Below are 24,003 nucleotides of genomic sequence, written 5' to 3' on the forward strand. Positions count from 1 at the left end.
GAGAACTTTAGCGGGCTTTTTCTATTCTGTTGGTACAGATCTTCCCGGAGCTTGGGCTGTCAGTCACATTGATTGTGATCTGGATGGCGCTATCGCGAGCAGGCTCGCTCCCACAATGAAGAGTGGGTGAATCCAAGTACCGCACGCTGGATGATCGAGCACTGAAATTCGATGAAATAGGTCAGGTCCAGCTCATCCGCCTCGGTGTGTAAATAAGATCGTCCATATTTCACCGGCGCGTTGCGCAATAGCAAACTGATCGCGATATAGCGAAAAGCTGCGAACTCGTTTTTGAACATCAACCAATAAAACAACGCTCTGGCGACCCGCCCGTTTCCATCGCGAAAGGGATGTTCATAGCCCAATGCAAAGTGCAGCGTGATTGCCTTGATCAGGGGATGCAGGTAATTCTTCTCGAGCGTTGAGCCGTGGGACAGGTTGACCCAATCCGACAGTTTCTCCAGCCGCGCAACCAAACCCGCAGCGGGCGGCGGCCGATGCACGGTATTGCCCGCGCCATCCTGCACGACGACTTCATCATTGGCCCGGAACACTCCGGGGGAATACTGTTTGTCATCGATCCCCTCGACACCGACCCGATGGATCGCGGCGATCAACGCCACGCTCAAGGGTTCGTGACGTTGTTCCCAGGCAAAATTCATCATCCGGTAATTACCCAGCACCATGCGCTCGTCGGGGGTGCGCGGCTGGCGCTGATGCTTGAGCATGTCCTTGGCCACCCGTGTGGTGGTGGCCGCGCCTTCCAGCTGGCTACTGGCGATGGCTTCATCTTCGATCAGATCATTGAGCAGATAAGAAAAGTGCATCCGCTCACCGATCTGACTGGTCATGTAGTCCAGCGCAGCCGTACTGGTATGACGATCCACGACAGACAGGGTTTTCTGCGCCAGCGGCGTCTGCACATATTTGCCCCATTGCAACGGCTCGCCCAACGGCAACAGACTAATGTACTGCGCCGCCCGCGCCTTTTTTACCAACGCCCAACAGAGATTCGCGTCCAACCCCGCAGCCCAGCGATAGCGCAGCGCCTCGAATGGCAGGTAACGACCCTGATCATCAAATGGTTTGAGCAACGCAAGATAATCTGCCAAGCGTTCCTTATGGGGAGAACGAGCCAAGAGATCGAAAACAGGGTCGGTTCTGCCGCTTGATTTCGGTGGCTTCTTCATCGGGACAGACTCAAGGATTGCGGAAAACAGGAGCTGGAGTACAACATTCGACGCGCAGCGGCTCAAGATCGGAGGTTTCTGAAAAAGATGTAGGACGGTGGGAGCATGTCAGAGTGGTAATTGTCGGCTGCCCGGCCGCCATCGCTTGCAGGCAAGCTCCCACAAAAACCGCGCCCACCACCAGGCCGAGTGCCAGCTCGCCTGCTTTTTATCTCGCTGCTGATCTTGGTCGCCGGCGCCATTGAAGGCTGAGGCTTGGAATCAGTCTGAAAATCAAAAGCCCCTCACCCTAGCCCTCTCCCAAAGGGAGAGGGGACTGACCGTGGTGAATTGGAGTGATACGCCGAGGTGAAATACCGAGTCGAATTCAGGTTTTGAACGGCCCACAAATCGGCGCCCTCTCCAGGGGGAGAGGGCTGGGCGGGCGGCGTTCCGATGAGGGGAAAATCCACCACAAATCCTAAGCCAACCACCCGCTTCTCACCACTCAACAATGAGCGCAGCTCGAGTGCTCTTGATCTTGATCTTGATCTTGCCTAACCAGCGACATCGGAAGGCTGAGCGCAGGGATTGATCCGGGCGTGGGAGCGCAGCGACCGTCTGGCGCAGCCAGACACAGCGGAAGGAGGTGCAGCGAAGCAAACCGTAGCCGCTGCGCCCGGAGCGATCCCGGAGCGAAGGGACCCGAGCCTGCGAGGGCCGAACGCAGGAGCAAAGCCTTTTGGTTCCTTTTTGGCGTTTGAAAAAGGGACTCGCCGTAAGGGCGAAACCGCCAGCCGCAACCCCCAGAAAACCGGATAAACACCCAAAACAACCAGAGCCTGGTCGGTCCGAAGGCCGCCAAGGCTCAAACCTCCCGACGAACCCTGAACCAGGCCGCATACAACGCCGGCAAAAACAGCAACGTCAACGCCGTAGCCACAATCAACCCACCCATGATCGCCACCGCCATAGGCCCGAAAAACACACTGCGCGACAACGGAATCATCGCCAGTACCGCCGCCAGCGCCGTCAACACAATCGGCCGGAACCGCCGCACGGTCGCCTCGATAATCGCCTGCCACGGCTTGAGCCCGGAGGCGATATCCTGCTCGATCTGATCCACCAGAATCACCGAATTACGCATGATCATCCCCGACAGCGCAATCGTCCCCAGCATCGCCACAAAACCGAACGGCTGGCGGAACACCATCAGGAACAACGTCACCCCGATCAACCCCAGGGGCGCCGTGAGAAACACCATCGCCGTGCGCGAAAAACTGCGTAATTGCACCATCAGCAGCGTCAGCACCACCACGATGAACATCGGCACCCCGGCATTCACCGAGGCCTGCCCGCGCTGGGAGTCCTCCACCGTGCCGCCGACATCCAGCAGGTAGCCATCCGGCAATTCGGCGCGAATCGAATCCAGCGTCGGCATGATCTGCTTGACCAGCGTCGCCGGCTGCTCCTTGCCATAAATGTCCGCTCGCACGGTCACGTTCGGCAGGCGGTTGCGGTGCCAGATAATCCCTTCCTCGAAGCCATATTCCAGCGTGGCAATCTGCGACAAGGCAACACTGCGGCCGTTGTCCGTCGGCACTGCCAGACTCGGCAGCAGCGACAACTCGGTGCGCTCATGCACCGTGCCACGCAGGAGAATTTCGATCAATTCGTTGTCTTCGCGGTACTGACTGACGCTCGACCCGGTCAACGAACTCTGCAGGAACTTCGCCAGATTCGCCGTGCTCACGCCCAGCGCCCGCGCGCGCTCCTGATCGATATTCAGGTAAACGACTTTGCTCGGCTCTTCCCAATCCAGATGCACATTGACCACATGCGGATTTTCGCGAACTTTGGCCGCTACCTTGCGGGCAAGCGCGCGTACCTCTTCGATGTGCTCGCCGGTCACGCGAAACTGCACCGGATAGCCAACCGGCGGACCGTTTTCCAGGCGCGTGACCCGCGAGCGCAGCGTCGGGAATTGCTCGTTGAGGGTGTCGATCAACCATGTGCGTAGCGTCTCGCGCTCCTCGATGGTCTTCGCCAACACCACAAACTGGGCGAAGCTCGCCGCCGGCAGCTGCTGATCGAGCGGTAGATAGAAGCGCGGCGAACCGGTGCCGACGTAAGCCACGTAATTGTCGATACCCGCGTGCTCCTTGAGCAGCGCTTCGAGGCGTTTGACCTCGGCTGTGGTGTTGACCAACGACACGCCTTCGGCCAGTTTCAGATCGACCATCAGCTCCAGTCGATTGGAGGCCGGGAAGAACTGCTGCGGAACGAAGCGGAACAACATCACCGAGGCGATGAACAGCCCGACGGTCAGCACGATCACGGTTTTGCGGTGCGCTACACACCATTCGACCAAGCGCCGGACCCGCTGATAGAACGGCGTGCCGTACGGGTCTGGCTGACCGTCGCCGGTGCCATGTTTGGCTGCGTGAATTTTCGCCAGATCCGGCAGGAGTTTTTCCCCCAGATACGGCACGAACATCACCGCTGCGACCCATGACGCGAGCAGTGCAATAGTCACCACCTGGAAGATCGAACGGGTGTATTCGCCAGTGCCGGACTGCGCCGTGGCAATCGGCAGAAACCCGGCAGCGGTGATCAAGGTGCCGGTGAGCATCGGGAACGCGGTGCTGGTCCAGGCATAACTCGCGGCGCGGATACGATCGAAGCCCTGCTCCATTTTGATCGCCATCATTTCCACGGCGATGATCGCATCGTCGACCAGCAGCCCCAACGCCAGCACCAGCGCACCGAGGGAAATCTTGTGCAGACCGATGCCCAGGTAATACATGCAGGCGAAGGTCATCGCCAACACCAGCGGAATCGTCAGTGCGACGACCATGCCGGTACGTACGCCGAGGGAGAAAAAGCTCACCAGCAACACGATCGCCAGCGCTTCGACCAACACCTGGACGAACTCGCCGACGCCGGTTTTCACCGCTGCCGGTTGGTCGGATACCTTGCGCAGTTGCATGCCGGCCGGAAGGTTTTTCTGCAGCCGCGAGAACTCGGTTTCCAGCGCTTTGCCGAGCACCAGAATGTCGCCACCGTCCTTCATCGCCACGGCCAGACCGATCGCATCGTCGCCCATGAATCGCATGCGCGGCGCCGGCGGATCGCTGAAACCGCGACGCACGTCAGCGATATCGGCGATGCGGAACGTACGATCCGCGACACGAATCGGAAAGTTCTTTATCTCATCGACTGTCTGAAAATTTCCCGAGACCCGTAGCTGCAAACGCTCGCTGCCGGTTTCGAAGAACCCCGCCGTGGAGACCGCGTTCTGCTCTTCCAGCGCTTGCTGAACCGCAGCCAGCGGCAGGCCGAGGGTTGCCAGTTTGACGTTGGACAGCTCGACCCAGATTTTCTCGTCCTGCAGCCCGAGCAGTTCGACCTTGCCGACATCCTTGACTCGTTGCAGCTGGATCTGGATGCGATCGGCGTAATCCTTGAGCACGGCGTAATCGAAACCGTCGCCCGTCAGCGCATAGATATTGCCGAACGTGGTACCGAACTCGTCGTTGAAAAACGGCCCTTGAACGCCCGGCGGCAAGGTTTGGCGAATATCGCCGACTTTCTTGCGCAACTGATACCAGAGGTCGGGAATGTCCTTGGAGTGCATCGAATCACGGGCGATAAAAGTGACTTGCGATTCGCCGGGGCGGGAGAACGACATGATGCGTTCGTATTCTCCGGTTTCCATCAGCTTCTTTTCTATGCGCTCGGTGACCTGACGCGAGACTTCCTGCGCCGTCGCGCCGGGCCAGCGGGTCTGAATGACCATGGCCTTGAAGGTGAACGGCGGATCTTCGCTCTGGCCCAGTTTGGTGTAGGACAACGCGCCAACAACGGCGAGCAAAAGCATCAGGAACAGTACGATCTGGCGATTACGCAGCGCCCATTCAGAGAGGTTGAAGCGCATCGGGGCTTACTCCTTGTTCGCCAGATTGACCACGCGGTTGGAGCGATCCACCGGCCGCACCTGCTGACCTTCGAGCAACACATGGACCCCGGCTGCCACCACCCAGTCGCTGGCGCTCAAGCCTTCGAGCACCGGTACGTTTTTTTCACCGAACGGGCCGACGCGCACCGGGGTTTTCTTCAAGGTGTTATTGGAGTTGACGACCCAGACGTAGGTCGCGCCGTTTTCGGCGGTGAGGGCCGATAGCGGCACTGACAAGGACACTTTGTCGGCGGATTGCACGAAGACCCGCGCGCTCTGGCCCAGCTCAGCCGGGACTTTGCCGCTGGCAAAGGAAATTCGTGCGGCGAAAGTCCGCGAACGCGGATCGGCCGCTGGCGACAATTCGCGGATCTGCCCGGCGAAGCGCTGGTTCTGCTGCGTCCACAATTCGACGGTGACAGGCTGCCCGACCTTGAAGCGGCCGAAGCTTTGCTCCGGCAGGCTGATCAAGACTTCACGTTCACCATCGGTAGCGAGGGTGAACACGGTTTGCCCGGCAGCGACCACTTGACCGACTTCCACCGAGCGCTTGGCCACTACACCATCCTGCGGCGCGCGCAGGACTGCGTAGCTGGCCTGGTTGGTGGAGACGTTGAATTCGGCTTTGATTTGTTTAAGACGTGCTTCGCCGGAGCGGTATAGATTTTCGGCGTTGTCGTAGGCCGAGCGGCTGACCATCTGCCGTTCCATCAGGGTCTTGTAGCGATCCCGCTCGGCGCGCACCAGATTCAGATTGGCTTCGGCGGCAGCGACCTGGGCACGCGTGGCTTCCAGTTGCAGGCGTACGTCCTGCGGGTCGAGTTCGGCCAAGGGCTGATCCGCCTTGACCCGCTGGCCTTCATCGACCAGTCGTCGACTGACCTTGCCGCCAATACGGAATGCCAGATCGGGCTCGTAGCGCGCACGGACCTCACCCGGATAGCTTTCCATCGCCTGCGCCGAAGGCTCTGGCTGCACCACCATGGCCGGGCGCACGCTGACTTGCGTCACCTCTTCCTGACCGCACGCCGACAACAGAAACACCAGACTCGCTGGCAATGCAAAGGACAACGCATGGCGGAACATGGTGACGGACCTTTCGCTAATGGTGCTTGGAATATTTATACTGGCGGGTATGGTATTAATAGCAAACTCACCAGTCCAGTATTAAAAGCGAAGAATGTCGAACAATCCTGCAGCTCCAAACGGCCCAGGCCGCCCCAAGGATCTGGCCAAACGCCAAGCCATCCTCGACGCGGCGAAAATCCTCTTTCTTACGCACGGTTACGCCAACACCAGCATGGACGCGGTGGCCAGCGAGGCCGGTGTGTCAAAACTGACGGTCTACAGCCATTTCAACGACAAGGAGACGTTGTTCTCTGCTGCCGTGGTGGCTAAATGCGAAGAGCAATTACCGCCGCTGTTCTTCGAATTGCCGGAAGGCATTGCGGTGGAAAATGTGTTGCTGAACATTGCCCGGGGCTTTCACCAACTGATCAACAGTGAGGAATCGGTCAATCTGCACCGGCTGATCATGGCGCTGGGCAGTCAGGACCCGAATCTATCGCTGATCTTTTTCGAAGCCGGCCCGGAGCGCATGGTGCAGGGCATGGAGCGACTGTTGACGCGTATCCACGAAACCGGCGCGCTGAACATCGATCTGCCGCGCAATGCCGCTGAGCACTTCTTTTGCCTGATCAAGGGTGCAGGGAATTTTCGGCTGTTGTATGGCTGTGGCGAGCCGTTGAGCGAAGAGGCTTCAGAACGCCATATTCAGGAAGTAGTGGCTTTGTTTATGCGCGCTTATCGACCCTGATTTCTGCGGTGTCGGCACTGACGCCATCGCTGGCAAGCCAGCTCCCACAAGGATTTGGGTGTGATCACAAACTGTGTACACACCAGCAAACCCTGTGGGAGCTGGCTTGCCAGCGATTGGCGCGACTCGGTTTTAAGGTTTTAACGCTTTTTTCGGGTAAATGTCATACCGGCTCGACTTGCCATCCAGCGCATGGCTCGGCTTCGGCCCTACAATGCACGGTGCCTTGCGCGGGCGCTTGACCACTACCCGGTGCGTGGCCAACGCCAGCGCGGCTTCGAGCAGTGCCGGCGCATCCGGGTCATCGCCGACCAAGGGCCGGAACAGGCGCATTTCCTTTTTCACCAACGCGGTCTTCTCTCGGTGCGGAAACATCGGATCGAGATAGATCACCTGCGGCGGCTCGCCTTGCCAATTGCGCATGACCTCGATGGAATTGCCCTTGAGCAGCTTCATCCGCGCCACGATCGGCGCCACATCAAAATCCTCCGCCGCCCGCGCCAGACCGTCTTCCAGCAGCGCGCCAATCAGCGGCTGGCGCTCGATCAGGCTCATGTCACAGCCGAGGCTGGCGAGGACGAACGCATCCTTGCCCAGCCCAGCCGTGGCATCCAGCACGCGCGGACGCACGCCTTGGGCGATACCGACCGCTTTGGCGATCATTTGTCCGCTGCCGCCGCCGTACAAACGCCGATGCGCCGCGCCGCCCTCGACGAAGTCGACCCGCACCGGCCCCGGTGCGTCCGGGCCGAGCTGTTGCAGCTGCAAACCCTGCTCGCCGACCTGCAAAGCGAACTCGCCGTCAGCCTCGGCCAGCGGCAGGCCGAGACGTTCGGCCCATTGCTCGGCTTGCGCTTGAAACGTCGCGGTGAGGGCCTGGACATGGATGCGGCAGGCCGCGGGTGACTCGATCATGAAAAAACGCTCAAAAAAGTTAAGGATCGACAAAAACCGCCGATAAACCATTCAACGCGCATTTTGCCAGAGCTGAGCGTCAACCGAAAAAAATGTCAGGCATTCTTCCCACATCGATTGGCTACATTTCGCCCCATGGCGATTTCAGCCGTCATAACACTCAAGCACTGAGCGGCGTCAGTCACCTGTGGCAGGATTTCTTTGCCCAGGCGCTGGCTGAACAGACGAGTGAAGTGGTGCCAGCCTGCGGCACGTTCCCACCGGTTGACCTGAGCAGCCCGCAAGAGCCAACCATCGGCAGCGAACTGCACGCGCACATCGTCAGCCAGCGCGAGTGCGATGTGGTCGAAACCCAAGTGCGTCCGCCAGAGCCGTTGTTCCTGCCGATCGCCGAGTTCGAGATGGAATTGCTCGACAAGCCGTTCCCACCGTTCCCGCCAGAAGAACTCAAAGCCCAGCAGGAACAGCAGGATTTCGACAGCAGCTGGGTCCGCCCGATAGTGATCAACAATGGTCAGCCAATGCCAGAACCTGGCCCGGCACCACAGAAGAAGCCGCTGTACCTGCCCATCGCCGAGTTCGACCTCGATCTGCTGCAAAAGCCTTATCCGCCGTTCCCGCCGGAAGAAATTGTCGAGCAGCAAAAAGCTCTGGACTTCGATAACGGTTGGGCACGCCCGATTGTTCTGCAGAACCTGCGCCTCGCCGCATAAACCTCAGCGACACACGCTCCAGCGCCCGACATCGACATGAAAGTGATTGCGATGGGCTGCGTTGTAATCCGGGCTCAACACCACACTGAACGCCTCGCAGGCGCCGTCACGCACCTGTCGCAGGAAGCGTGCGTCCTGATTGTCCTTGGGCCAGTCCTTGAGCACGCTGATGCTGCGCCCGTCAGCCAGACGGAAACCGGCGATATCCAGCGCATCGGCGCTGGCGTGACGGCTTAGCGCCCCGCTCTCGCGGTTGTAGACATTGCGGCAGGCGAAGCTGCCAAGGTGATCGAGGCGCGCGACCTTCTGCCCGTAAACGGCTTGCGCGGCCGGTTGCAGGGAATGATGCTCGAACATCGCGTAAGCCACCGCCAACGGGCAACTGGCGAGGAAACTGCTGCTCAGCGCGACCTCGCCACCCTGCACACGCAACGCGCCTATGAGCGGACACTTGGCACCGGGGCTGTCGGACTGCTGCGCGACGCGCAGATCCGAGCTGCGCAAAGCCTGAGCGCAGAGTTCAGGATCACTGCGCAGACGCATCAGCTTGTAACCGGTGAGCCAATTGGGCGGGGCTTTGATGTCCAGTGGCGCCCACGGATTCCACTGCGCCGGCACGTCCAGCCAACCGCGCCAGACACTGACCGCAGCCCCGCCCAGCGCCAGCAGGATCAACCAGAAAATCCAGCGCCCCATGCTCAGCCTTTGAACAATTGATTGGCCTTGGCGTACGACATCGATTGCGACGTGAAGCCAAAGGTGCCCGATTGCTGGATTTCCTCAGCGGCGCGGAAAAACTCGCCAAACGCCGCCAGCGCCAAGGCCGAACCGGTGCTGACCCGCCGCACGCCCATGTCCTGCAATTGCTGCACCGTCAGTTTCAAGGCGCCGGACATCAGCACATTCAGCGGTTTCGGTGCCACTGCCCGGACCACCGCCAGCACTTCTTCGGCAGTGCGCAAACCCGGTGCGTACAACACGTCGGCGCCCGCCTCGGCGAAGGCCTGCAAACGGCGGATGGTGTCGTTGATATCGGGATTGCCGTGCAGGTAGTTTTCCGCACGGGCGGTCAGAACGAAGGGAAACGCTAGCGTGCGCACCGCCGCGACAGCGGCCTCAATGCGCGCCACGGCGTGCTCGAAACAATAGATCGGCGCGTCTGCGCGGCCAGTGGCATCTTCGATTGAACCGCCCACGGCGCCGGCTTCGGCGGCGCGCAACAGGCTCTTGGCGCACTCGGCCGGGTCATCGGCAAAACCGTTTTCGAGATCCACTGCCACCGGCAAATCCGTTGCCGCGACGATCGCGCGAACATTGGCCAGGGTCTCGTCCAGGCTCAACGCACCATCGGCCTTGCCTTGCGAAAACGCATAACCGGCACTGGTGGTCGCCAAGGCCTGATAGCCAAGGCTGGCGAGCATTTTCGCCGAGCCGGCGTCCCACGGATTGGGCATCACAAAAGTCCCCGGTTGTTCGTGCAGGGCTTTGAAGACGAGGGCTTTACGGGCTTGTTCGTTACGGGCTGAAGCGTCCATCGGCAGGCTCCGGGCGGAAAAACACAAACGCCTCAGAGCAGGCCAAGTTGCTCGGCGGCAGGTTCTCTGTATAGCTCAGGCAGCGCTGGCAGGCCAGGCAAACGCTGCATCAATTGCGTATGAAAACGTTGCGCCAGCTTCGCCGCGAGCAGGTTGTCAGCGGTGTGCAGGAAGATATACGGCGTACGCCCTTCTTCGATCCACTCGGCAATCTTGCTCACCCACGGCAGCAGAAACGGATCGTTGGCTTCCAGCTCAGGATGACCGATGAAGCGCACCTGCGGGAACTGGGTAAACGCCGCCGGACGCGTCGGCACTCGCGGCTTTTTCGATTGTGCGTGGATCACCGACGACTCGGTCGACAGGCAGCTGAACAGCGCACGCGGATCAAGGCAGATGCGCTCGACGCCGCGATCCAGAAGCAGACGGTTGAGCAAGCGCTCACTCTCGCCCTTGGCGAAAAACTGCTCGTTGCGCACTTCGACCGCCAACGGACAGTCCAGCGCATCGATAAAAGCCGCCAGTTCCGGCAGCCGCTGCGGGGTGAAGCCTTTCGACAGTTGCAACCACAACGGCGACACCCGTTTGCCGAGCGGCTTGAGTAATTGCAGGAAGGTTTCGGCGGCGGTCAATTGATCGCGCAAGTCACCGCTGTGGCTGATGTCGCCGGGAAATTTGGCGGTGAAGCGAAAGTGTTCGGGCATGATTTCGGCCCAACGCTGCACGGTGGCTGGCGAGGGGCTGGCGTAGAAGGTGGTATTGCCTTCGACGGCATTGAACACTTGAGAATAGAGAGCGAGAAAATCCGAGGTTTTTGCGTCTACCGGATACAGATACTCGCGCCAGGCGTTTTCGCTCCAGGACGGGCATCCAAGGTAGTAAGGCAGAGCCATCAGATATACAGATCGAGGCCCAGCACGTCGGCATCCCAATCGACAAAACCGGCGGTGCTCAGGTAGCTGGCCAGGGCCATCGCTACGCTTTTGCTCATCGCACGGTGGTAGATCATGTCTTGCTGACGGGCAGGCAGATTGCTCAGGCGTTGCGCAGTGGCTTTGGCGGCAGCACGGGCAGCCAGTTGTTCTTCAGTCGGAAACTCCAGCTCGCCGTCGATATCGTCGAGGGATTCATCCACCGTCACAGGGCCTTTGCGAGGCTTGCGCTTGATGGGATAGGACTGAGAGGAAACGCCGTCTATACGCATAAATTCATGCCCGGTATCAATGATGGCAATTTAGCGGCACCTGACCGACTTAGCAAACTGCCGAGTGATAACTAGAACACATAAAGCGCAAAAGGTTTTAAACGAGGGGAAAAAACTGACGATTGGCGATATTTGCGTGTGACTTTTTCCCTTTGCTCGCGAGTGCGCCGCGTCAGACAAATTTCCTTATCTGAACCACCGCTTCGCGAGCAGGCTCGCTCCCACAGGGGAAAGCGGTGAATCAGCGGGCTTTGGGGGTGGCGACTTTGTCGCGCAGGTAGACCGGTTGCGCGTCGTCCGCCGGGATCGACTCGCCGCGCGCCCAGGCAAAACGCGCCAGGGTCAGCAGGTCTTCGGCGTGCGGCAGCATGCCGGCATCGGCGCCGGTCAGGTTGACCGCAATGCGCTCGCCGTAGCCCCAACCAGTGCCGGCACCGAACCACTCGCCACTGGCGTCGGCCGGCAGCGCCGCAACTTCAGGTGGCAGCACCGCTTCGGCGCCGACCAGACGCATCTCCCCTGCCGTCTCGCGATAGCAGCCCCAATAGACTTCGTCCATGCGCGCATCGATGGCCGCCGCAACCTGACTCACGCCATGTTCACGTAACGCACGTTGGGCCAACACCGCGAGATTGGACACCGGCAAGACCGGACGATCCAGCGCAAACGCCAGCCCCTGCACCACGCCGATGGCAATGCGCACACCGGTAAATGCACCCGGCCCGCGACCGAACGCAATGGCGTCGACCGCTTGCAGCGTAGTGCCTGCATCAGCGAGCAACTGCTGAATCATCGGCAGCAACTTTTGCGCGTGCAGGCGCGGGATCACCTCGTAATGGCTCGTGACCTTGCCGTCGTGCAGCAAGGCAACGGAGCAAGCTTCAGTCGCGGTGTCCAGGGCCAGCAAGGTACTCATCGATGTTTCCAGAACAGGGGTGGGGGAAAAAAGGTGCGTCAGTATAAACAACTACGGCCCGCAAGCGGGCCGTGGATGGTGCAGCGGTCCAGACTTTTCAGCTCAGCGCCGCGAGGACCTTGGCGGTGATCGCATCGACCGAACCGACGCCCGGAATGTGGCTGTACTTCGGCTTGCCGCCATTCGTTGCGGAGAGCTTCTGGTAGAAATCCACCAGCGGCTTGGTCTGCGAATGGTAGACCGACAGGCGATGACGCACGGTTTCTTCGGTGTCGTCCTTGCGCTGCACCAGCTCTTCGCCGGTAATGTCGTCCTTGCCGGCCAGTTTTGGCGGGTTGTAGACGATGTGATAGACGCGGCCGCTGGCTTCGTGGACACGACGGCCGGCGATGCGCTGGACGATCTCTTCGTCTTCAACGGCGATTTCGACCACGGCGTCCAGCTCGACACCGGCAGTGACCAATGCTTCAGCCTGCGGAATGGTGCGCGGGAAGCCGTCGAACAGGAAACCGTTGGCGCAGTCAGGCTGGGCAATGCGGTCCTTGACCAGGGCAATGATCAGGTCATCCGACACCAGGCCGCCGGCATCCATGATGCTCTTGGCTTGAACGCCCAGTGGTGTGCCGGCCTTGACCGCTGCGCGCAGCATGTCGCCGGTGGAAATTTGTGGAATGCCGAATTTCTCGGTGATGAACTTAGCCTGAGTACCTTTACCGGCCCCGGGAGCTCCCAGCAGAATGACGCGCATTAGATGTGCTCCTCAATTTTTTTATAAAAAGCTTTTACAAAACAAAGGATTCGCCGCTTGGGACGAATCCTGAAAAATACGGGTCGTGGCCGCACAAACGGCCAAAGGCTGATCAAGATACACAGCAGGCTGCGCCCACACAAGACGCCAAAAGTCGGAGAAACCGACGCCCGCCGCGACCTCGCGACACGGTGACCCAAGTCGCAACCCCATCATTAACTGTCGCCTGGCGGCACTTTCCCCGCACACGCACAGCAGCACCCGGCAGCGATTGCTCGATGCCGCATGCCCCGTTGCAAACGTTAGCCGGTATTTCGCAAACCGGCGGCAATCCCCGCCACAGACACCAGCAGCGCCTGTTCCACCGGGCTGCCCTGCTCGACTTCCTGCTGCCGCGAGCGTGCCAGCAGTTCGGCCTGCAATAGATGCAGCGGGTCGAGATAGGTGTTGCGCAGACGGATGAATTCGAGGGTGTCAGGGCTGTGCGCGAGCAGCTGCGACTGGCCGGTCAGGCCGAGCACCACGCTGCACGCCTGCGACAATAGGTCGCGTAACTGCGCGCCCAGCGGCAGCAGTTCCGGCTCGACCAAGCGCTCATCGTAGGACAGTGCGATATCGGCGTCTGCCTTGGCCAGGACCATCTCCAGCATGTCGATGCGCGTGCGGAAGAACGGCCACTGCTCGCGCATCTGCCCGAGCAACTGGCCTTCGCCGCGTTCCAGCGCCTTGCTCAGCGCCGACTCCCAGCCCAGCCACGCCGGCAGCATAAGTCGGGTTTGCGTCCAGCCGAAGATCCACGGGATCGCCCGCAGGCTTTCGATGCCGCCGGCGCGGCGCTTGGCCGGACGACTGCCGAGCGGCAGGCGCCCCAGTTCCTGCTCAGGTGTGGACTGGCGGAAGTACTCGACGAACTGCGGATTCTCGCGCACCACCTGGCGGTAAGCGCTGACACCGTCCGCCGCCAGTTCGTCCATCAGGTGTCGCCATTCGGGCGTTGGCGGCGGCGGTGGCAGCAATGTCGCTTCGAGCACCGCCGCCAGATACAGATTGAGGTTCTGCTCGGCGATGTCCGGCAAGCCAAATTTGAAACGGATCATTTCGCCCTGCTCGGTGGTGCGGAACCGCCCCGCCACCGAACCCGGTGGCTGCGACAGAATCGCCGCGTGCGCCGGGCCGCCGCCACGGCCGACGGTACCGCCGCGACCATGGAACAACAGCAGTTCGACTTGCTGCTCGCGGCAGATTTCCACCAGCCGCTCTTGCGCGCGGTATTGCGCCCAGGCCGCCGCGGTGGTGCCGGCGTCCTTGGCCGAGTCGGAATAGCCAATCATTACTTCCTGCGGGCCTTGCAGGCGCGCGCGATAACCCGGCAGCAGCAACAGCCGCTCCATCACCGGCCCGGCGTTGTCGAGGTCGGCGAGGGTCTCGAACAGCGGCACCACGCGCATCGGCCGCAGCACACCGGATTCCTTGAGCAGCAGTTGCACGGCGAGCACATCGGAAGCCGCGCCGGCCATGGAAATCACGTAAGAGCCGAGCGAAGCCGCCGGGGCGGCGGCGATTTCCTTGCAGGTATTGAGCACTTCGGCGGTGTCGGCCGACGGCTTGAAATGCGCCGGCAATAACGGGCGGCGGTTGCTCAGTTCCTGAGTGAGGAATTTGATCCGTTGTTCTTCATCCCAATCCTCATAACGCCCAAGCCCGAGGTAGTCGGTGATTTCGGTCATCGCCGAGCTGTGCCGTGCGGAATCCTGACGCACATCCAGACGTACCAGAAACAGACCAAAAGTTACGGCGCGGCGCAGGCAATCGAGCAACGGCCCATCGGCGATCACGCCCATGCCGCATTCATGCAGCGAGTTGAAACACAGCTCCAGCGGCCCGAGCAGATCGCGATTGTTGTGCAGCACCTCGGCGGGTGCGGGTGTCGGCGCGGTGAGTGCGGCGTGAGCCCAATTACGCGTCGCTCGCAGGCGCTCGCGCAATTGCTTGAGCACCGCACGATACGGTTCGGCGCTGTCGCCGGCCTGGGCCTTGAGCGCGTCACTGGCCTGTTGCATCGACAGTTCGGCGGCGAGGTGATCGACGTCGCGCAGGTACAGGTCGGCGGCCATCCAGCGCGCCAGCAATAACACTTCACGGGTTACGGCTGCAGTGACGTTGGGGTTGCCGTCACGGTCGCCGCCCATCCACGAGGCGAAGCGAATCGGCGCAGCCTCCAGCGGCAGGCGCAGACCTGTAGCCTCATGCAACGCCTTGTCGGCCTTGCGCATATGGTTGGGAATGGCTTGCCACAGCGAGTGTTCGATCACCGCAAAGCCCCATTTCGCTTCGTCGACCGGCGTCGGCCGCGTGCGACGGATTTCTTCGGTGTGCCAGGCTTCAGCGATCAATCGTTGCAGGGTGGTGTGGATCTGTTCGCGCTCGGCGCTGGTCAGGTCGCGATGGTCCTGCGCGGCGAGTTGCGCGGCAATCGCGTCGTACTTCTGAATCAAGGTGCGGCGGGCGACTTCGGTCGGGTGCGCGGTCAGCACCAGTTCGATTTCCAGCCGCGCCAGTTGCCGGGCCAGGGATTCGGCGCTGTGGCCTTCGCTGCGCAAACGCGCCAGCAGTTCAGGCAATACGCGGGATTCGAACGGCGCCGGCTGCGACTCTTCGCGCCGATGAATCAACTGATACTGCTCGGCAATGTTCGCCAGGTTGAGAAACTGGTTGAAGGCGCGCGCTACCGGAAGCAATTCGTCTTCGCTCAACTGATTGAGGCTGGCGCTCAGTTCGGCGTCCATCGAGCCGCGCCGGTCAGCCTTGGCGCCCTTGCGAATCTGCTCGATCTTGGCGAGGAACGGCTCGCCGTACTGATCTCGAATGGTGTTGCCCAACAGCTCTCCGAGCAGGTGAACATCTTCGCGCAAGCGTGCATCAATATCGGTCATCAGCAGTTCTCCAACGGTAATCGGGACGGCGCAGAAACGAATGCTTTGCTCGAGAGAGTGCCGCTCTGCGACGCTTCTTACAAGCAGCCGACGAAGGGACTTTAAACCTTGAGCGGCAAAGCTAGTCTCAACAGTAAGCCACACGAGGGCTTGCCGCCGGCCCTGGCGGACACTCACCCAGACCTGCCATGAGCAGGTGCGAAATGAGGTCATCATGAAAATCCGTGAACTTGCCCAGCATTGGGAAGAAAACGCCAAAGGTCGCCTGACCGATACTGGCTACACGATTCATCTGGACGTGGAATCTGCCGCAAGGCTGGCCGCGATTGCCGAAATGTACCCCAAGCGCCATCCCGAAGAACTGCTCGGCGAACTGATCGGCGCCGCCCTCGAAGAGTTCGAGGCGAGCCTGCCGTATGTGAAAGGTTCGACGGTGGTCGCGACCGATGAGGAAGGTGATCCGCTGTACGAAGACGTCGGGCCGACGCCACGTTTTCTGGCGCTGTCGCGGCGGCATTTGCATGATCTGGCCTCAGCCGAGAACAAACAGAATCACTGACCCGACACAGACCAAAATGTAGGAGTGAGCCTGCTCGCGATAGCAGTGTATTAGTCGACATATCCAGCGGCTGATACACCGCTATCGCGAGCAGGCTCACTCCTACAATGGGCCCTGTACACCCTTGATATCCGTGTCGATTACACCCCGCGCGTACCCCTTCAAACCGCCAAAGTTCCCGTCCCGGAGCCTTGTCCAAACGGTCAATTTAATTTTTGGCGATAGGCCATCTTTTCTGAACTTTTCAAAAATGCATCCGGTCGGAACAGGTAACCACGCCTGGAACGAGCGTTTCAATTCGCGTCAACAAGCGATGCTTTCGGCTCCTCTGCCAGGATGGATTCAGTTGTATTTTCAGGAGATGCCTAATGGAGTTGAAGACCATGAAAACCCAATCCACGTTTTCCCACCTGCGCGGTCTGAAACTGGCCGCTCTGGCCATCGGCACCAGCTTCGTTCTGGCCGGTTGCGCCGGTAATCCACCGACCGAGCAGTACGCCGTGACCCAATCGGCCGTTAACAGCGCCGTCAGCGCCGGCGGTACCGAGTTCGCTGCGGTGGAAATGAAGCAGGCTCAGGACAAACTGAAACAAGCTGAAATCGCCATGCACGACAAGAAGTACGACGAAGCCCGTCGCCTGTCCGAACAGGCTGAGTGGGACGCTCGCGTCGCTGAACGCAAGGCTCAGGCCGCCAAGGCCGAACAGGCTGTGAAGGATTCCCAGAAAGGTGTTCAGGAACTGCGTCAGGAAAGCCAGCGCACTGTGCAGTAAGCGCGCATCCGGATGGCAAAGCTGAATCTCTTATCGATAGAAAGGACGACAAATTATGCGTAAGCAACTGATGATTCCCGCTCTTCTGGCCGCAAGCGTTGCGTTGGCTGCCTGCTCCACCCCGCCGAACCCGAACCTGGAACAGGCGCGCACCAACTACGCCGGCCTGCAGGCCAACCCGCAGGCGAGCAAAGTCGCAGCACTGGAAACCAAAGATGCCAGCGATTACCTGGACAAGGCCGACAAGGCCTATCTGGATAAAGAAGACGCGGCCAAGGTTGACCAACTGGCCTACCTGACCAACCAGCGCGTGGAAGTGGCCAAGCAGACCATCGCCCTGCGCACCGCTGAGAACAACCTGAAGAACGCCGCCGCGCAACGTGCCCAGGCCCGTCTGGATGCCCGTGACCAGCAGATCAAACAGCTGCAGGACAGCCTCAACGCCAAGCAGACCGATCGCGGCACGCTGGTAACTTTTGGTGATGTGCTGTTCGCCACCAACAAGGCCGACCTGAAATCCACCGGTCTGGTGAACATCAACAAACTGGCGCAATTCCTTCAGGAAAACCCGGATCGCAAAGTGATCGTCGAGGGTTACACCGACAGCACCGGTACTGCCAGCTACAACCAGTCGCTGTCCGAGCGCCGCGCGACTTCGGTGCAAATGGCGCTGATCAAAATGGGTGTCGATCCATCGCGTATCGTCGCTCAGGGTTATGGCAAGGAATACCCGGTCGCGGATAACGGCAGCGTCTCGGGCCGTGCGATGAACCGTCGGGTGGAAGTGACCATTTCCAACGACAACCAGCCGGTTGCACCGCGTTCTTCGGTGAGTTCGAACTAAGGTTCGTGCTGTAACGCAAAAGCCCCGCTTGAGTGATCAGGCGGGGCTTTTTTCATGCACGAAGACGAACTGTGTAGGAGTGAGCCTGCTCGCGATAGCGTCCGCTCAGTCAATATTTATTTGGCTGATACACCGCTATCGCGAGCGGGCTCACTCCTACAAGGGATCGCGTTAATGCTCAAGCTTCTGCGGCGTCTCTTCACCCATGCACCGCACAGCCTTCTTCTGCCCATTGACCAGCACCCCGGTCAGGCCCTTCTGCTCGGTATCAAACAACACCAGCACGCCGTCAATGCACTGCGCCACTTGCGGCGCGGGAGTCAGCGATAGTTTGTAGTCCTCACCGGGCACGGTCTTGAGCATGGTGAATTCGTTGAGCAGCAGCGCATCCTCGGGTTTGGCGAAGTGCAGGTAGCCGTAGTACCACAGCGCCCCGACGGTGCCGAGGATGCTGCAGATACCGGTGATGATCAGCGGGATGGCGTTACGTTCTTCAGTCATTGCGGACTCTCGTTTTCAGAATTCGGGGGCGCTGGGTAATTGGGGATTTCGCCGAGGCGGCGCAGACCGTTGAAATGCTCGGGGTCGTCGAGGTAACGCAGCATCACCTGCTGCCACACCGGATCGCCAAAAGTCTGCACGTGACCACCACGGGTCAGTTGCAACACACGCGGTGGCGGCGCCGCTTGATACAGACGGATGCCGTTGACCATCGGCACCAACGGATCGTCGATGCTGTGGAAAATCAGTTTCGGCACGCCGTTGAGTTGCGCCATCGAATGAATCGCGCTGTCGCCGTCCGGCACCAGCCACGACAGTGGCACCTGCAATGGCCAGGTCAGCCACGATGTACTCAACGCATACTGGCCGACGCTGCGGTAACTGGCAGGCACGCCGTCGAGCACCAGGGCTTTGAGCTGCTTTTGCCGCTCGGGATGCTGCACCAGCCAATGCACTGCCATCGCCCCACCGAGACTTTGCCCGAGCAGCACCAGCGGTTTGCCTTTGACTTCCGGGGACTGGTCCAGCCAGGCGAATGCGGCGTCGATGTCCTGATAGATCGCCGGCAAGCTCGGCTTGCCTTCGGACAAGCCGTACCCGCGGTAGTCCACCAGCAGCACTTGATAGCCGTTTTTCGGCAGCCACCAACTGCCACCCAGATGCATCGGCAGGTTGCCGCCGTTGCCGTGCAGATGCAGCACCGTGCCTTTGACCTCCACGCCAGGTTTGGCCGGCAGCCACCAGGCGTTGAGCTTCAAGCCATCGGCAGTGACCAGCGTGACGGTGCGGTAGTCGAGTTTGGCTTTTTCCGGGGTGAAGACCTGGCCCGGTTCGGGGTAGAACAGCAGCGAACTGCAGCCGCCGAGGGTCAAGAGCAGGCAAAGGATGCCGAGGATTCTCATCCGGTGAAACCTCGCGAATTTCAGGTTCAAATACGGTTAGATCGTTCCCACGCTCCGCGTGGGAACGCCGCCATGGACGCTCTGCGTCCACTGTGACGCGGAGCGTCACGGGATGCATTCCCACGCGGAGCGTGGGAACGATCAGCGGCGGTCAGAGGATATTGGAGTAATCCGCTTCGATCCGGTCCAGGCTCAAGTGGTTGAGGAAGTTGGAGAAGCACATCCACGCCGACAACGCGTTCAGATCGCGGAACTGATCCGGCAGATACTTCGGCGGCACCACCAGCCCTTCATCCACCAACTGGCGCAGGGTACGCATGTCTTCCAGCGTGGTCTTGCCGCAGAACAACAGCGGAATCTGCTCGAGCTTGCCCTTGCGCACGGCCAACTGAATGTAGTTGTAAACCATGATGAAGCCCTTGAGGTAGGACAAGTCTTTGGTGAATGGCAGACCGGTCGGTGTCGAGCCGCGGAAAACCCGACTGGCGTTGCCATAGCTCTCCGCCATTTCGAAGCCCTGCTCGCGGAAGAACTCGAACACCTGCAAAAAGTCCGCGCCCTCCTCGACCATGTGAATAGCGCGGGTGCGGTTGGTCAGTTTGCGCAGGCGACTTGGGTAGGAGGCGAACGTGATGATTTCCATGAGGATTGCCAGACCTTCCTGGGTCACCGTCGACGACGGCGGGCCTTTCGACAGGAAGGTGCAGATTGGCTGGTTCAGCCCGTTGAGCGTGGTGCCGACATGCACCAGCCCTTCGTGCACCTCCAGCGCCCGCACGTCACGGTTGTTGAACATCGCGTCGGTGCGAATCTTGATGTAGTCGGCGCCGGCCGCTGCGTCGGCGACGATGCCGTCGGACTCGAACACCCGAATGGTTTCCTCGGCCTCGCCGAACACCTTGTTCAAACGGGTCTGCAGCAAATGCACGGCATCTTTGGCGGTGAGGATCTTCGGCTCGTCCTTCAGATCGCCGCGGCCATCGATGTTGTTCAGGTAGTCGGACATCATCAGGCCAAGGTCGGCCAGGGTCGGATCTCCGGCATGGAAGGCATCGGACGCGGCGCCGTACAGCTCTTGCGAGATCAGGCCGAAATCCTCGGTGCCGCGCGCTTCGAGCATGCGCACGACCATGCGGTATTCCTTGCACATGCGCCGCATGATCTGCCCGACCGGGTTGAACTGGCCGAGCTGGCGGGTAATGTCGCGCTCGATGTTCTGGAATTCCAGTTTGACCTGGCTTGAATCGAACGACAGTGGCCGATTGAGGTAGTAGTCGCGATCGATGGCGGGCATTTCCTTGCCCTTGGCCTTGAGAAAGCCCTTGCGCACGTTCTCGTCCCACTTGACCGCATCGAGCACGCGGATCGGCGTTTGCGCCAGCACAATGCGATCGGACAACATGCGTATCGTCTGCTGGTAATCGTCCACCCGAAACTCCTGTAAAAACCTGACGTGTGAATTATTGGGCGCTGGCCTGGCGCTGATAGCGCGCGGCTTCAACGAAGACATCGGAATTGGCCGGATCATCAAGGTAAGCGAAGACCTTGTCGAGGTTGCTGTCGACGTGCACGCCGTCGCCGTCGTCGGTCTGGAAGGCCTGACCGTCGAGTGCATGCTGTTTGATCGCTTGATTGATCTGCTCGAGGTCGAGGTTGTAGATCACCAGTTCGCGCTTGGCGGTGATTTCGAACCCGGCAATGGTGAAGTGGCCGCCGAAACGCGCGGGCACTTTCGCCGACAGATACCAGCGGTTGCCATGCCGTGACACGGTAAACGGATAGGCTTCGCGTTCGCGCGGTTTGGCCTTGAACCAGGTAACGGCCTGGTAGCGGTCATTGCCGACGCGAGTCAGCTCAAGGTTCATCGGCTCGCCCCAGGCATTGGTGCTCGACCATTTGCCGAGCAAGCCCTTGGGCGCCGGGTCGCTGGCCGCCAGCGGTTCCTTGAACGTCACCAGACAGCCACTGAGCAGCAGCAACGACAGGGCCAGCAGCACGCCACGCCAGGACTTCATTCGAGACTCCTTATGAACACAAGCGGCGTTCATTTATCGATCGTTCCCACGCTCCGCGTGGGAATGCATCCAATGACGCTCTGCGTCATCCCGGCAAGGGACGCAGAGCGTCCCGGGCGGCATTCCCACGCGGAGCGTGAGGAACGATCAAAAGCATCCGCGGATCAGACCGAGGCCAGCACCAGGTGCATATACCGCGTCAGAATGCCGAGCATGTCCTCTTCGGCCAAAGGCTCGGCGTCGTTGAGCAGGCCCTGATATTCCATCCGTCCGATAATCGCCGTCAACACTTTGGCATCCTGCTGCGGTTCGCGCGAGCCCAATACCTGAAACAACTGGCAGGTGCCCTGCAACAGAATCTGCTGATGCGAGCGCACCAGAATCGCCAGACGCGGGTTGAGCAGCGCTTCCTGGCGGAACGCCTGCTCGGCCATCAGATGCTCGCGGCGGTTTATCAACTGCCGGTGCACGTAGTCGGCCATCAGCCGCGCGATGTCGTCGGCCAGTTGCGAGCGTGACTCCGGGCTGCCGTCGGCACTGACGACCATGTCGCGCAACAGGCCTTCGTTGTTGATCCACAGCTTGGCCATATACGCCGCGCTGCGCTCCACGTATTGGGCGAAGGTATCGGTGAGCAGGTCGTCGATGTCCTTGAAGTAATACGTGGTCGCCGACAGCGGCACACCGGCCTCGGCCGCTACCGCACGGTGGCGCACGGCCCGCACGCCGTCGCGCACGACAATGCGCATGGCCGCGTCGAGAATGTCTTGGCGACGCTGCTCACTGCCCTGTCGGCTGGCCTTGCGGCCCTGGTACTGAACACTTTCAGCGACCGCAGTGGCGATACCCGCTGCACCTTCTTGAGCTATTGCACCCATCACGACAGCACTTCCTCTACTAATTCCAAATTAACCAATTGATACATTTGTACCAGACAGGCAATAAAAAGCCGCCTGTTTTAGGCGGCTTTTTAACTGAAACGTTTACGCTTGCGGTCGCATGTGCGGGAACAGGATCACATCGCGAATCGACGGCGAGTTGGTCAGCAGCATCACCAGACGGTCGATGCCGATCCCTTCACCGGCCGTTGGCGGCATGCCGTACTCCAGCGCACGGACGAAGTCGGCGTCGTAGTGCATGGCTTCGTCGTCGCCGGCGTCCTTGTCGGCCACCTGCGCCATGAAGCGCTCGGCCTGGTCTTCCGCGTCGTTCAACTCGGAGTAGGCGTTGGCAATTTCACGGCCGCCGATGAACAGCTCGAAGCGGTCGGTGACGTTCGGGTTGTCATCGTTGCGACGGGCCAGCGGCGACACTTCGAACGGGTACTGGGTAATGAAGTGCGGCTGTTCCAGCTTGTGCTCGACCAGTTCTTCGAAAATCATCACCTGCAGTTTGCCCAGACCTTCGAAGCCCAGCACCTTGGCGCCGGCCTTCTTGGCGATGGCACGGGCCTTGTCGATGTCGTTAAGGTCATCGGCGGTCAGCTCAGGATTGTACTTGAGGATCGAGTCGAACACCGACAGACGCACGAACGGCTCGCCGAAGTGGAACACCTTGTCGCCGTACGGCACGTCGGTGCTGCCCAATACCAGCTGCGCCAGCTCGCGGAACAGTTCTTCGGTCAGGTCCATGTTGTCTTCGTAATCGGCGTAGGCCTGATAGAACTCCAACATGGTGAATTCAGGGTTGTGACGCGTCGAAACGCCTTCGTTACGGAAGTTGCGGTTGATCTCGAACACTTTCTCAAAACCACCGACTACCAGACGCTTCAGATAAAGCTCAGGCGCGATACGCAGGAACATTTCCATGTCCAGCGCATTGTGGTGGGTTTCGAACGGCTTGGCCGCAGCGCCACCCGGAATGGTCTGCAGCATCGGCGTTTCGACTTCGAGGAAGTCGCGCTTCATCAGGAAGCTGCGGATGTGCGCGATCACTTGCGAACGCACGCGGAAGGTCTGGCGCACGTCTTCGTTGACGATCAGGTCGACGTAACGCTGACGGTAGCGCTGTTCGGTGTCGGTCAGGCCGTGGTGCTTGTCCGGCAGCGGACGCAGCGACTTGGTCAGCAGACGCACATTGGTCATTTCAACGTACAGGTCGCCTTTGCCGGAGCGCGCCAGGGTGCCTTCGGCGGCAATGATGTCGCCCATGTCCCAGGTTTTCACCGCGGCCAGGGTTTCTTCCGACAAGGTCTTGCGGTTGACGTAGACCTGGATGCGCCCGGTCATGTCCTGGATCACCATGAACGAGCCACGGTTGAGCATGATGCGACCGGCGACCTTGACCGGGATTGCAGCCTCTGCCAGCTCTTCCTTGGTCTTGTCCGCATACTGTTTCTGCAAGGCATCGCAGTAGTTGTCGCGGCGGAAGTCGTTCGGGAAGGCATTGCCCTTGGCGCGCTCGGCAGCAAGCTTTTCCTTGCGCAGGGCGATCAGCGAGTTTTCTTCCTGTTGCAGGGCTTGCGGGTCGAGTTGTTGGTCGCTCATGTCTTTAAGTATTCCA

The 24,003-nt window shown here is 60.2% G+C and carries 22 protein-coding genes; 5 read left to right on the top strand and 17 right to left on the bottom strand.

The window, feature by feature from the left end; all coding sequences use genetic code 11:
• Positions 1-89: 89 nt before the first annotated feature.
• From J3P93_RS22075 to J3P93_RS22085, 3 genes are all read right to left on the bottom strand, one after another.
• Positions 90-1,190: a Fic family protein gene (locus tag J3P93_RS22075; protein ID WP_434591881.1), complete on the bottom strand. Its 1,101-nt coding sequence runs from the start codon at positions 1,188-1,190 to the stop codon at positions 90-92.
• An 847-nt stretch (positions 1,191-2,037) separates the two neighbouring features.
• Entirely contained in the window at positions 2,038-5,106 is a 3,069-nt protein-coding gene (locus tag J3P93_RS22080; RefSeq protein ID WP_434591883.1) for an efflux RND transporter permease subunit, read from the bottom strand.
• 6 nt (positions 5,107-5,112) lie between these two features.
• Positions 5,113-6,213 (bottom strand): efflux RND transporter periplasmic adaptor subunit, encoded by a 1,101-nt coding sequence (locus J3P93_RS22085; protein WP_434591884.1) that lies wholly within the window; start codon positions 6,211-6,213, stop codon positions 5,113-5,115.
• A gap of 94 nt (positions 6,214-6,307) precedes the next feature.
• Here J3P93_RS22085 and J3P93_RS22090 point away from each other — a divergent pair, with 94 nt between their 5' ends.
• Entirely contained in the window at positions 6,308-6,943 is a 636-nt protein-coding gene (locus J3P93_RS22090) for a TetR/AcrR family transcriptional regulator (RefSeq protein WP_434591886.1), read from the top strand.
• A gap of 132 nt (positions 6,944-7,075) precedes the next feature.
• Here J3P93_RS22090 and J3P93_RS22095 read toward each other — a convergent pair whose 3' ends face one another.
• Positions 7,076-7,858: a class I SAM-dependent methyltransferase gene (locus tag J3P93_RS22095; RefSeq protein WP_434591888.1), complete on the bottom strand. Its 783-nt coding sequence runs from the start codon at positions 7,856-7,858 to the stop codon at positions 7,076-7,078.
• A 92-nt stretch (positions 7,859-7,950) separates the two neighbouring features.
• Between J3P93_RS22095 and J3P93_RS22100 the strand changes: the two genes are divergently transcribed.
• Complete coding sequence (locus tag J3P93_RS22100) at positions 7,951-8,571, top strand: energy transducer TonB (RefSeq protein WP_434591890.1); 621 nt, start codon at positions 7,951-7,953, stop codon at positions 8,569-8,571.
• 3 nt (positions 8,572-8,574) lie between these two features.
• Here the strand turns inward: J3P93_RS22100 and J3P93_RS22105 are convergent, their stop codons facing one another.
• The 7 genes from J3P93_RS22105 to ppc form a co-directional block, all read right to left on the bottom strand.
• Positions 8,575-9,267, bottom strand: a complete 693-nt coding sequence (locus J3P93_RS22105) for an extensin-like domain-containing protein (RefSeq protein WP_434591892.1) — start codon at positions 9,265-9,267, stop codon at positions 8,575-8,577.
• Positions 9,268-9,269: 2 nt separating this feature from the next.
• Positions 9,270-10,106: an isocitrate lyase/PEP mutase family protein gene (locus J3P93_RS22110; protein ID WP_434591894.1), complete on the bottom strand. Its 837-nt coding sequence runs from the start codon at positions 10,104-10,106 to the stop codon at positions 9,270-9,272.
• A gap of 32 nt (positions 10,107-10,138) precedes the next feature.
• A complete protein-coding gene (locus J3P93_RS22115) occupies positions 10,139-10,999 on the bottom strand; it encodes a DUF72 domain-containing protein (RefSeq protein WP_434591896.1) in 861 nt (286 codons plus the stop codon).
• Positions 10,999-11,310, bottom strand: coding sequence for a hypothetical protein (locus tag J3P93_RS22120; protein ID WP_090281974.1), 312 nt, complete (start codon positions 11,308-11,310; stop codon positions 10,999-11,001). Before J3P93_RS22120 ends, J3P93_RS22115 begins: the two co-directional genes overlap by 1 nt.
• Before the next feature lie 241 nt (positions 11,311-11,551).
• On the bottom strand, positions 11,552-12,226 hold the full coding sequence (gene tsaB / locus J3P93_RS22125; protein WP_208938567.1) for a tRNA (adenosine(37)-N6)-threonylcarbamoyltransferase complex dimerization subunit type 1 TsaB: 675 nt from the start codon (positions 12,224-12,226) through the stop codon (positions 11,552-11,554).
• A gap of 97 nt (positions 12,227-12,323) precedes the next feature.
• Positions 12,324-12,974: an adenylate kinase gene (gene adk / locus J3P93_RS22130; RefSeq protein WP_434591898.1), complete on the bottom strand. Its 651-nt coding sequence runs from the start codon at positions 12,972-12,974 to the stop codon at positions 12,324-12,326.
• A gap of 302 nt (positions 12,975-13,276) precedes the next feature.
• Positions 13,277-15,907, bottom strand: a complete 2,631-nt coding sequence (gene ppc, locus J3P93_RS22135; protein ID WP_434591901.1) for a phosphoenolpyruvate carboxylase — start codon at positions 15,905-15,907, stop codon at positions 13,277-13,279.
• Positions 15,908-16,121: 214 nt separating this feature from the next.
• On the opposite strand from ppc, the gene J3P93_RS22140 reads away from it, so the two are divergent.
• The 3 genes from J3P93_RS22140 to J3P93_RS22150 all read left to right on the top strand — a co-directional run bounded on the left by J3P93_RS22140 (position 16,122) and on the right by J3P93_RS22150 (position 18,083).
• Positions 16,122-16,466, top strand: a complete 345-nt coding sequence (locus tag J3P93_RS22140) for a pilin assembly protein (protein ID WP_090281971.1) — start codon at positions 16,122-16,124, stop codon at positions 16,464-16,466.
• 368 nt (positions 16,467-16,834) lie between these two features.
• Positions 16,835-17,239, top strand: coding sequence for a DUF4398 domain-containing protein (locus tag J3P93_RS22145; protein WP_090281970.1), 405 nt, complete (start codon positions 16,835-16,837; stop codon positions 17,237-17,239).
• 55 nt (positions 17,240-17,294) lie between these two features.
• Positions 17,295-18,083 (top strand): OmpA family protein, encoded by a 789-nt coding sequence (locus J3P93_RS22150; protein WP_434591904.1) that lies wholly within the window; start codon positions 17,295-17,297, stop codon positions 18,081-18,083.
• 171 nt (positions 18,084-18,254) lie between these two features.
• On the opposite strand, the gene J3P93_RS22155 is transcribed toward J3P93_RS22150, so the two are convergent.
• The 6 genes from J3P93_RS22155 to lysS all read right to left on the bottom strand — a co-directional run bounded on the left by J3P93_RS22155 (position 18,255) and on the right by lysS (position 23,987).
• The gene (locus tag J3P93_RS22155) at positions 18,255-18,584 is read right to left on the bottom strand and encodes a hypothetical protein (protein WP_434591907.1); all 330 of its coding nucleotides are present in this window, start codon (positions 18,582-18,584) and stop codon (positions 18,255-18,257) included.
• Positions 18,581-19,486: an alpha/beta hydrolase gene (locus tag J3P93_RS22160; protein WP_434591910.1), complete on the bottom strand. Its 906-nt coding sequence runs from the start codon at positions 19,484-19,486 to the stop codon at positions 18,581-18,583. Before J3P93_RS22160 ends, J3P93_RS22155 begins: the two co-directional genes overlap by 4 nt.
• A gap of 151 nt (positions 19,487-19,637) precedes the next feature.
• Positions 19,638-20,888 carry a flavohemoglobin expression-modulating QEGLA motif protein gene (locus J3P93_RS22165; protein ID WP_172833349.1) on the bottom strand — a complete coding sequence of 417 codons (1,251 nt, stop codon included), beginning with the start codon at positions 20,886-20,888 and terminating at the stop codon, positions 19,638-19,640.
• Positions 20,889-20,946: 58 nt separating this feature from the next.
• The gene (locus tag J3P93_RS22170; protein ID WP_434591913.1) at positions 20,947-21,501 is read right to left on the bottom strand and encodes a hypothetical protein; all 555 of its coding nucleotides are present in this window, start codon (positions 21,499-21,501) and stop codon (positions 20,947-20,949) included.
• Between the two features lie 164 nt (positions 21,502-21,665).
• Positions 21,666-22,379 (bottom strand): TetR/AcrR family transcriptional regulator, encoded by a 714-nt coding sequence (locus J3P93_RS22175; RefSeq protein WP_434591916.1) that lies wholly within the window; start codon positions 22,377-22,379, stop codon positions 21,666-21,668.
• A gap of 105 nt (positions 22,380-22,484) precedes the next feature.
• The gene (lysS, locus tag J3P93_RS22180) at positions 22,485-23,987 is read right to left on the bottom strand and encodes a lysine--tRNA ligase (protein ID WP_090281964.1); all 1,503 of its coding nucleotides are present in this window, start codon (positions 23,985-23,987) and stop codon (positions 22,485-22,487) included.
• Positions 23,988-24,003 lie beyond the last annotated feature (16 nt).

Origin of the sequence: Pseudomonas sp. R3-57 (assembly GCF_051132065.1) — a bacterium.
Lineage (GTDB): Bacteria > Pseudomonadota > Gammaproteobacteria > Pseudomonadales > Pseudomonadaceae > Aquipseudomonas.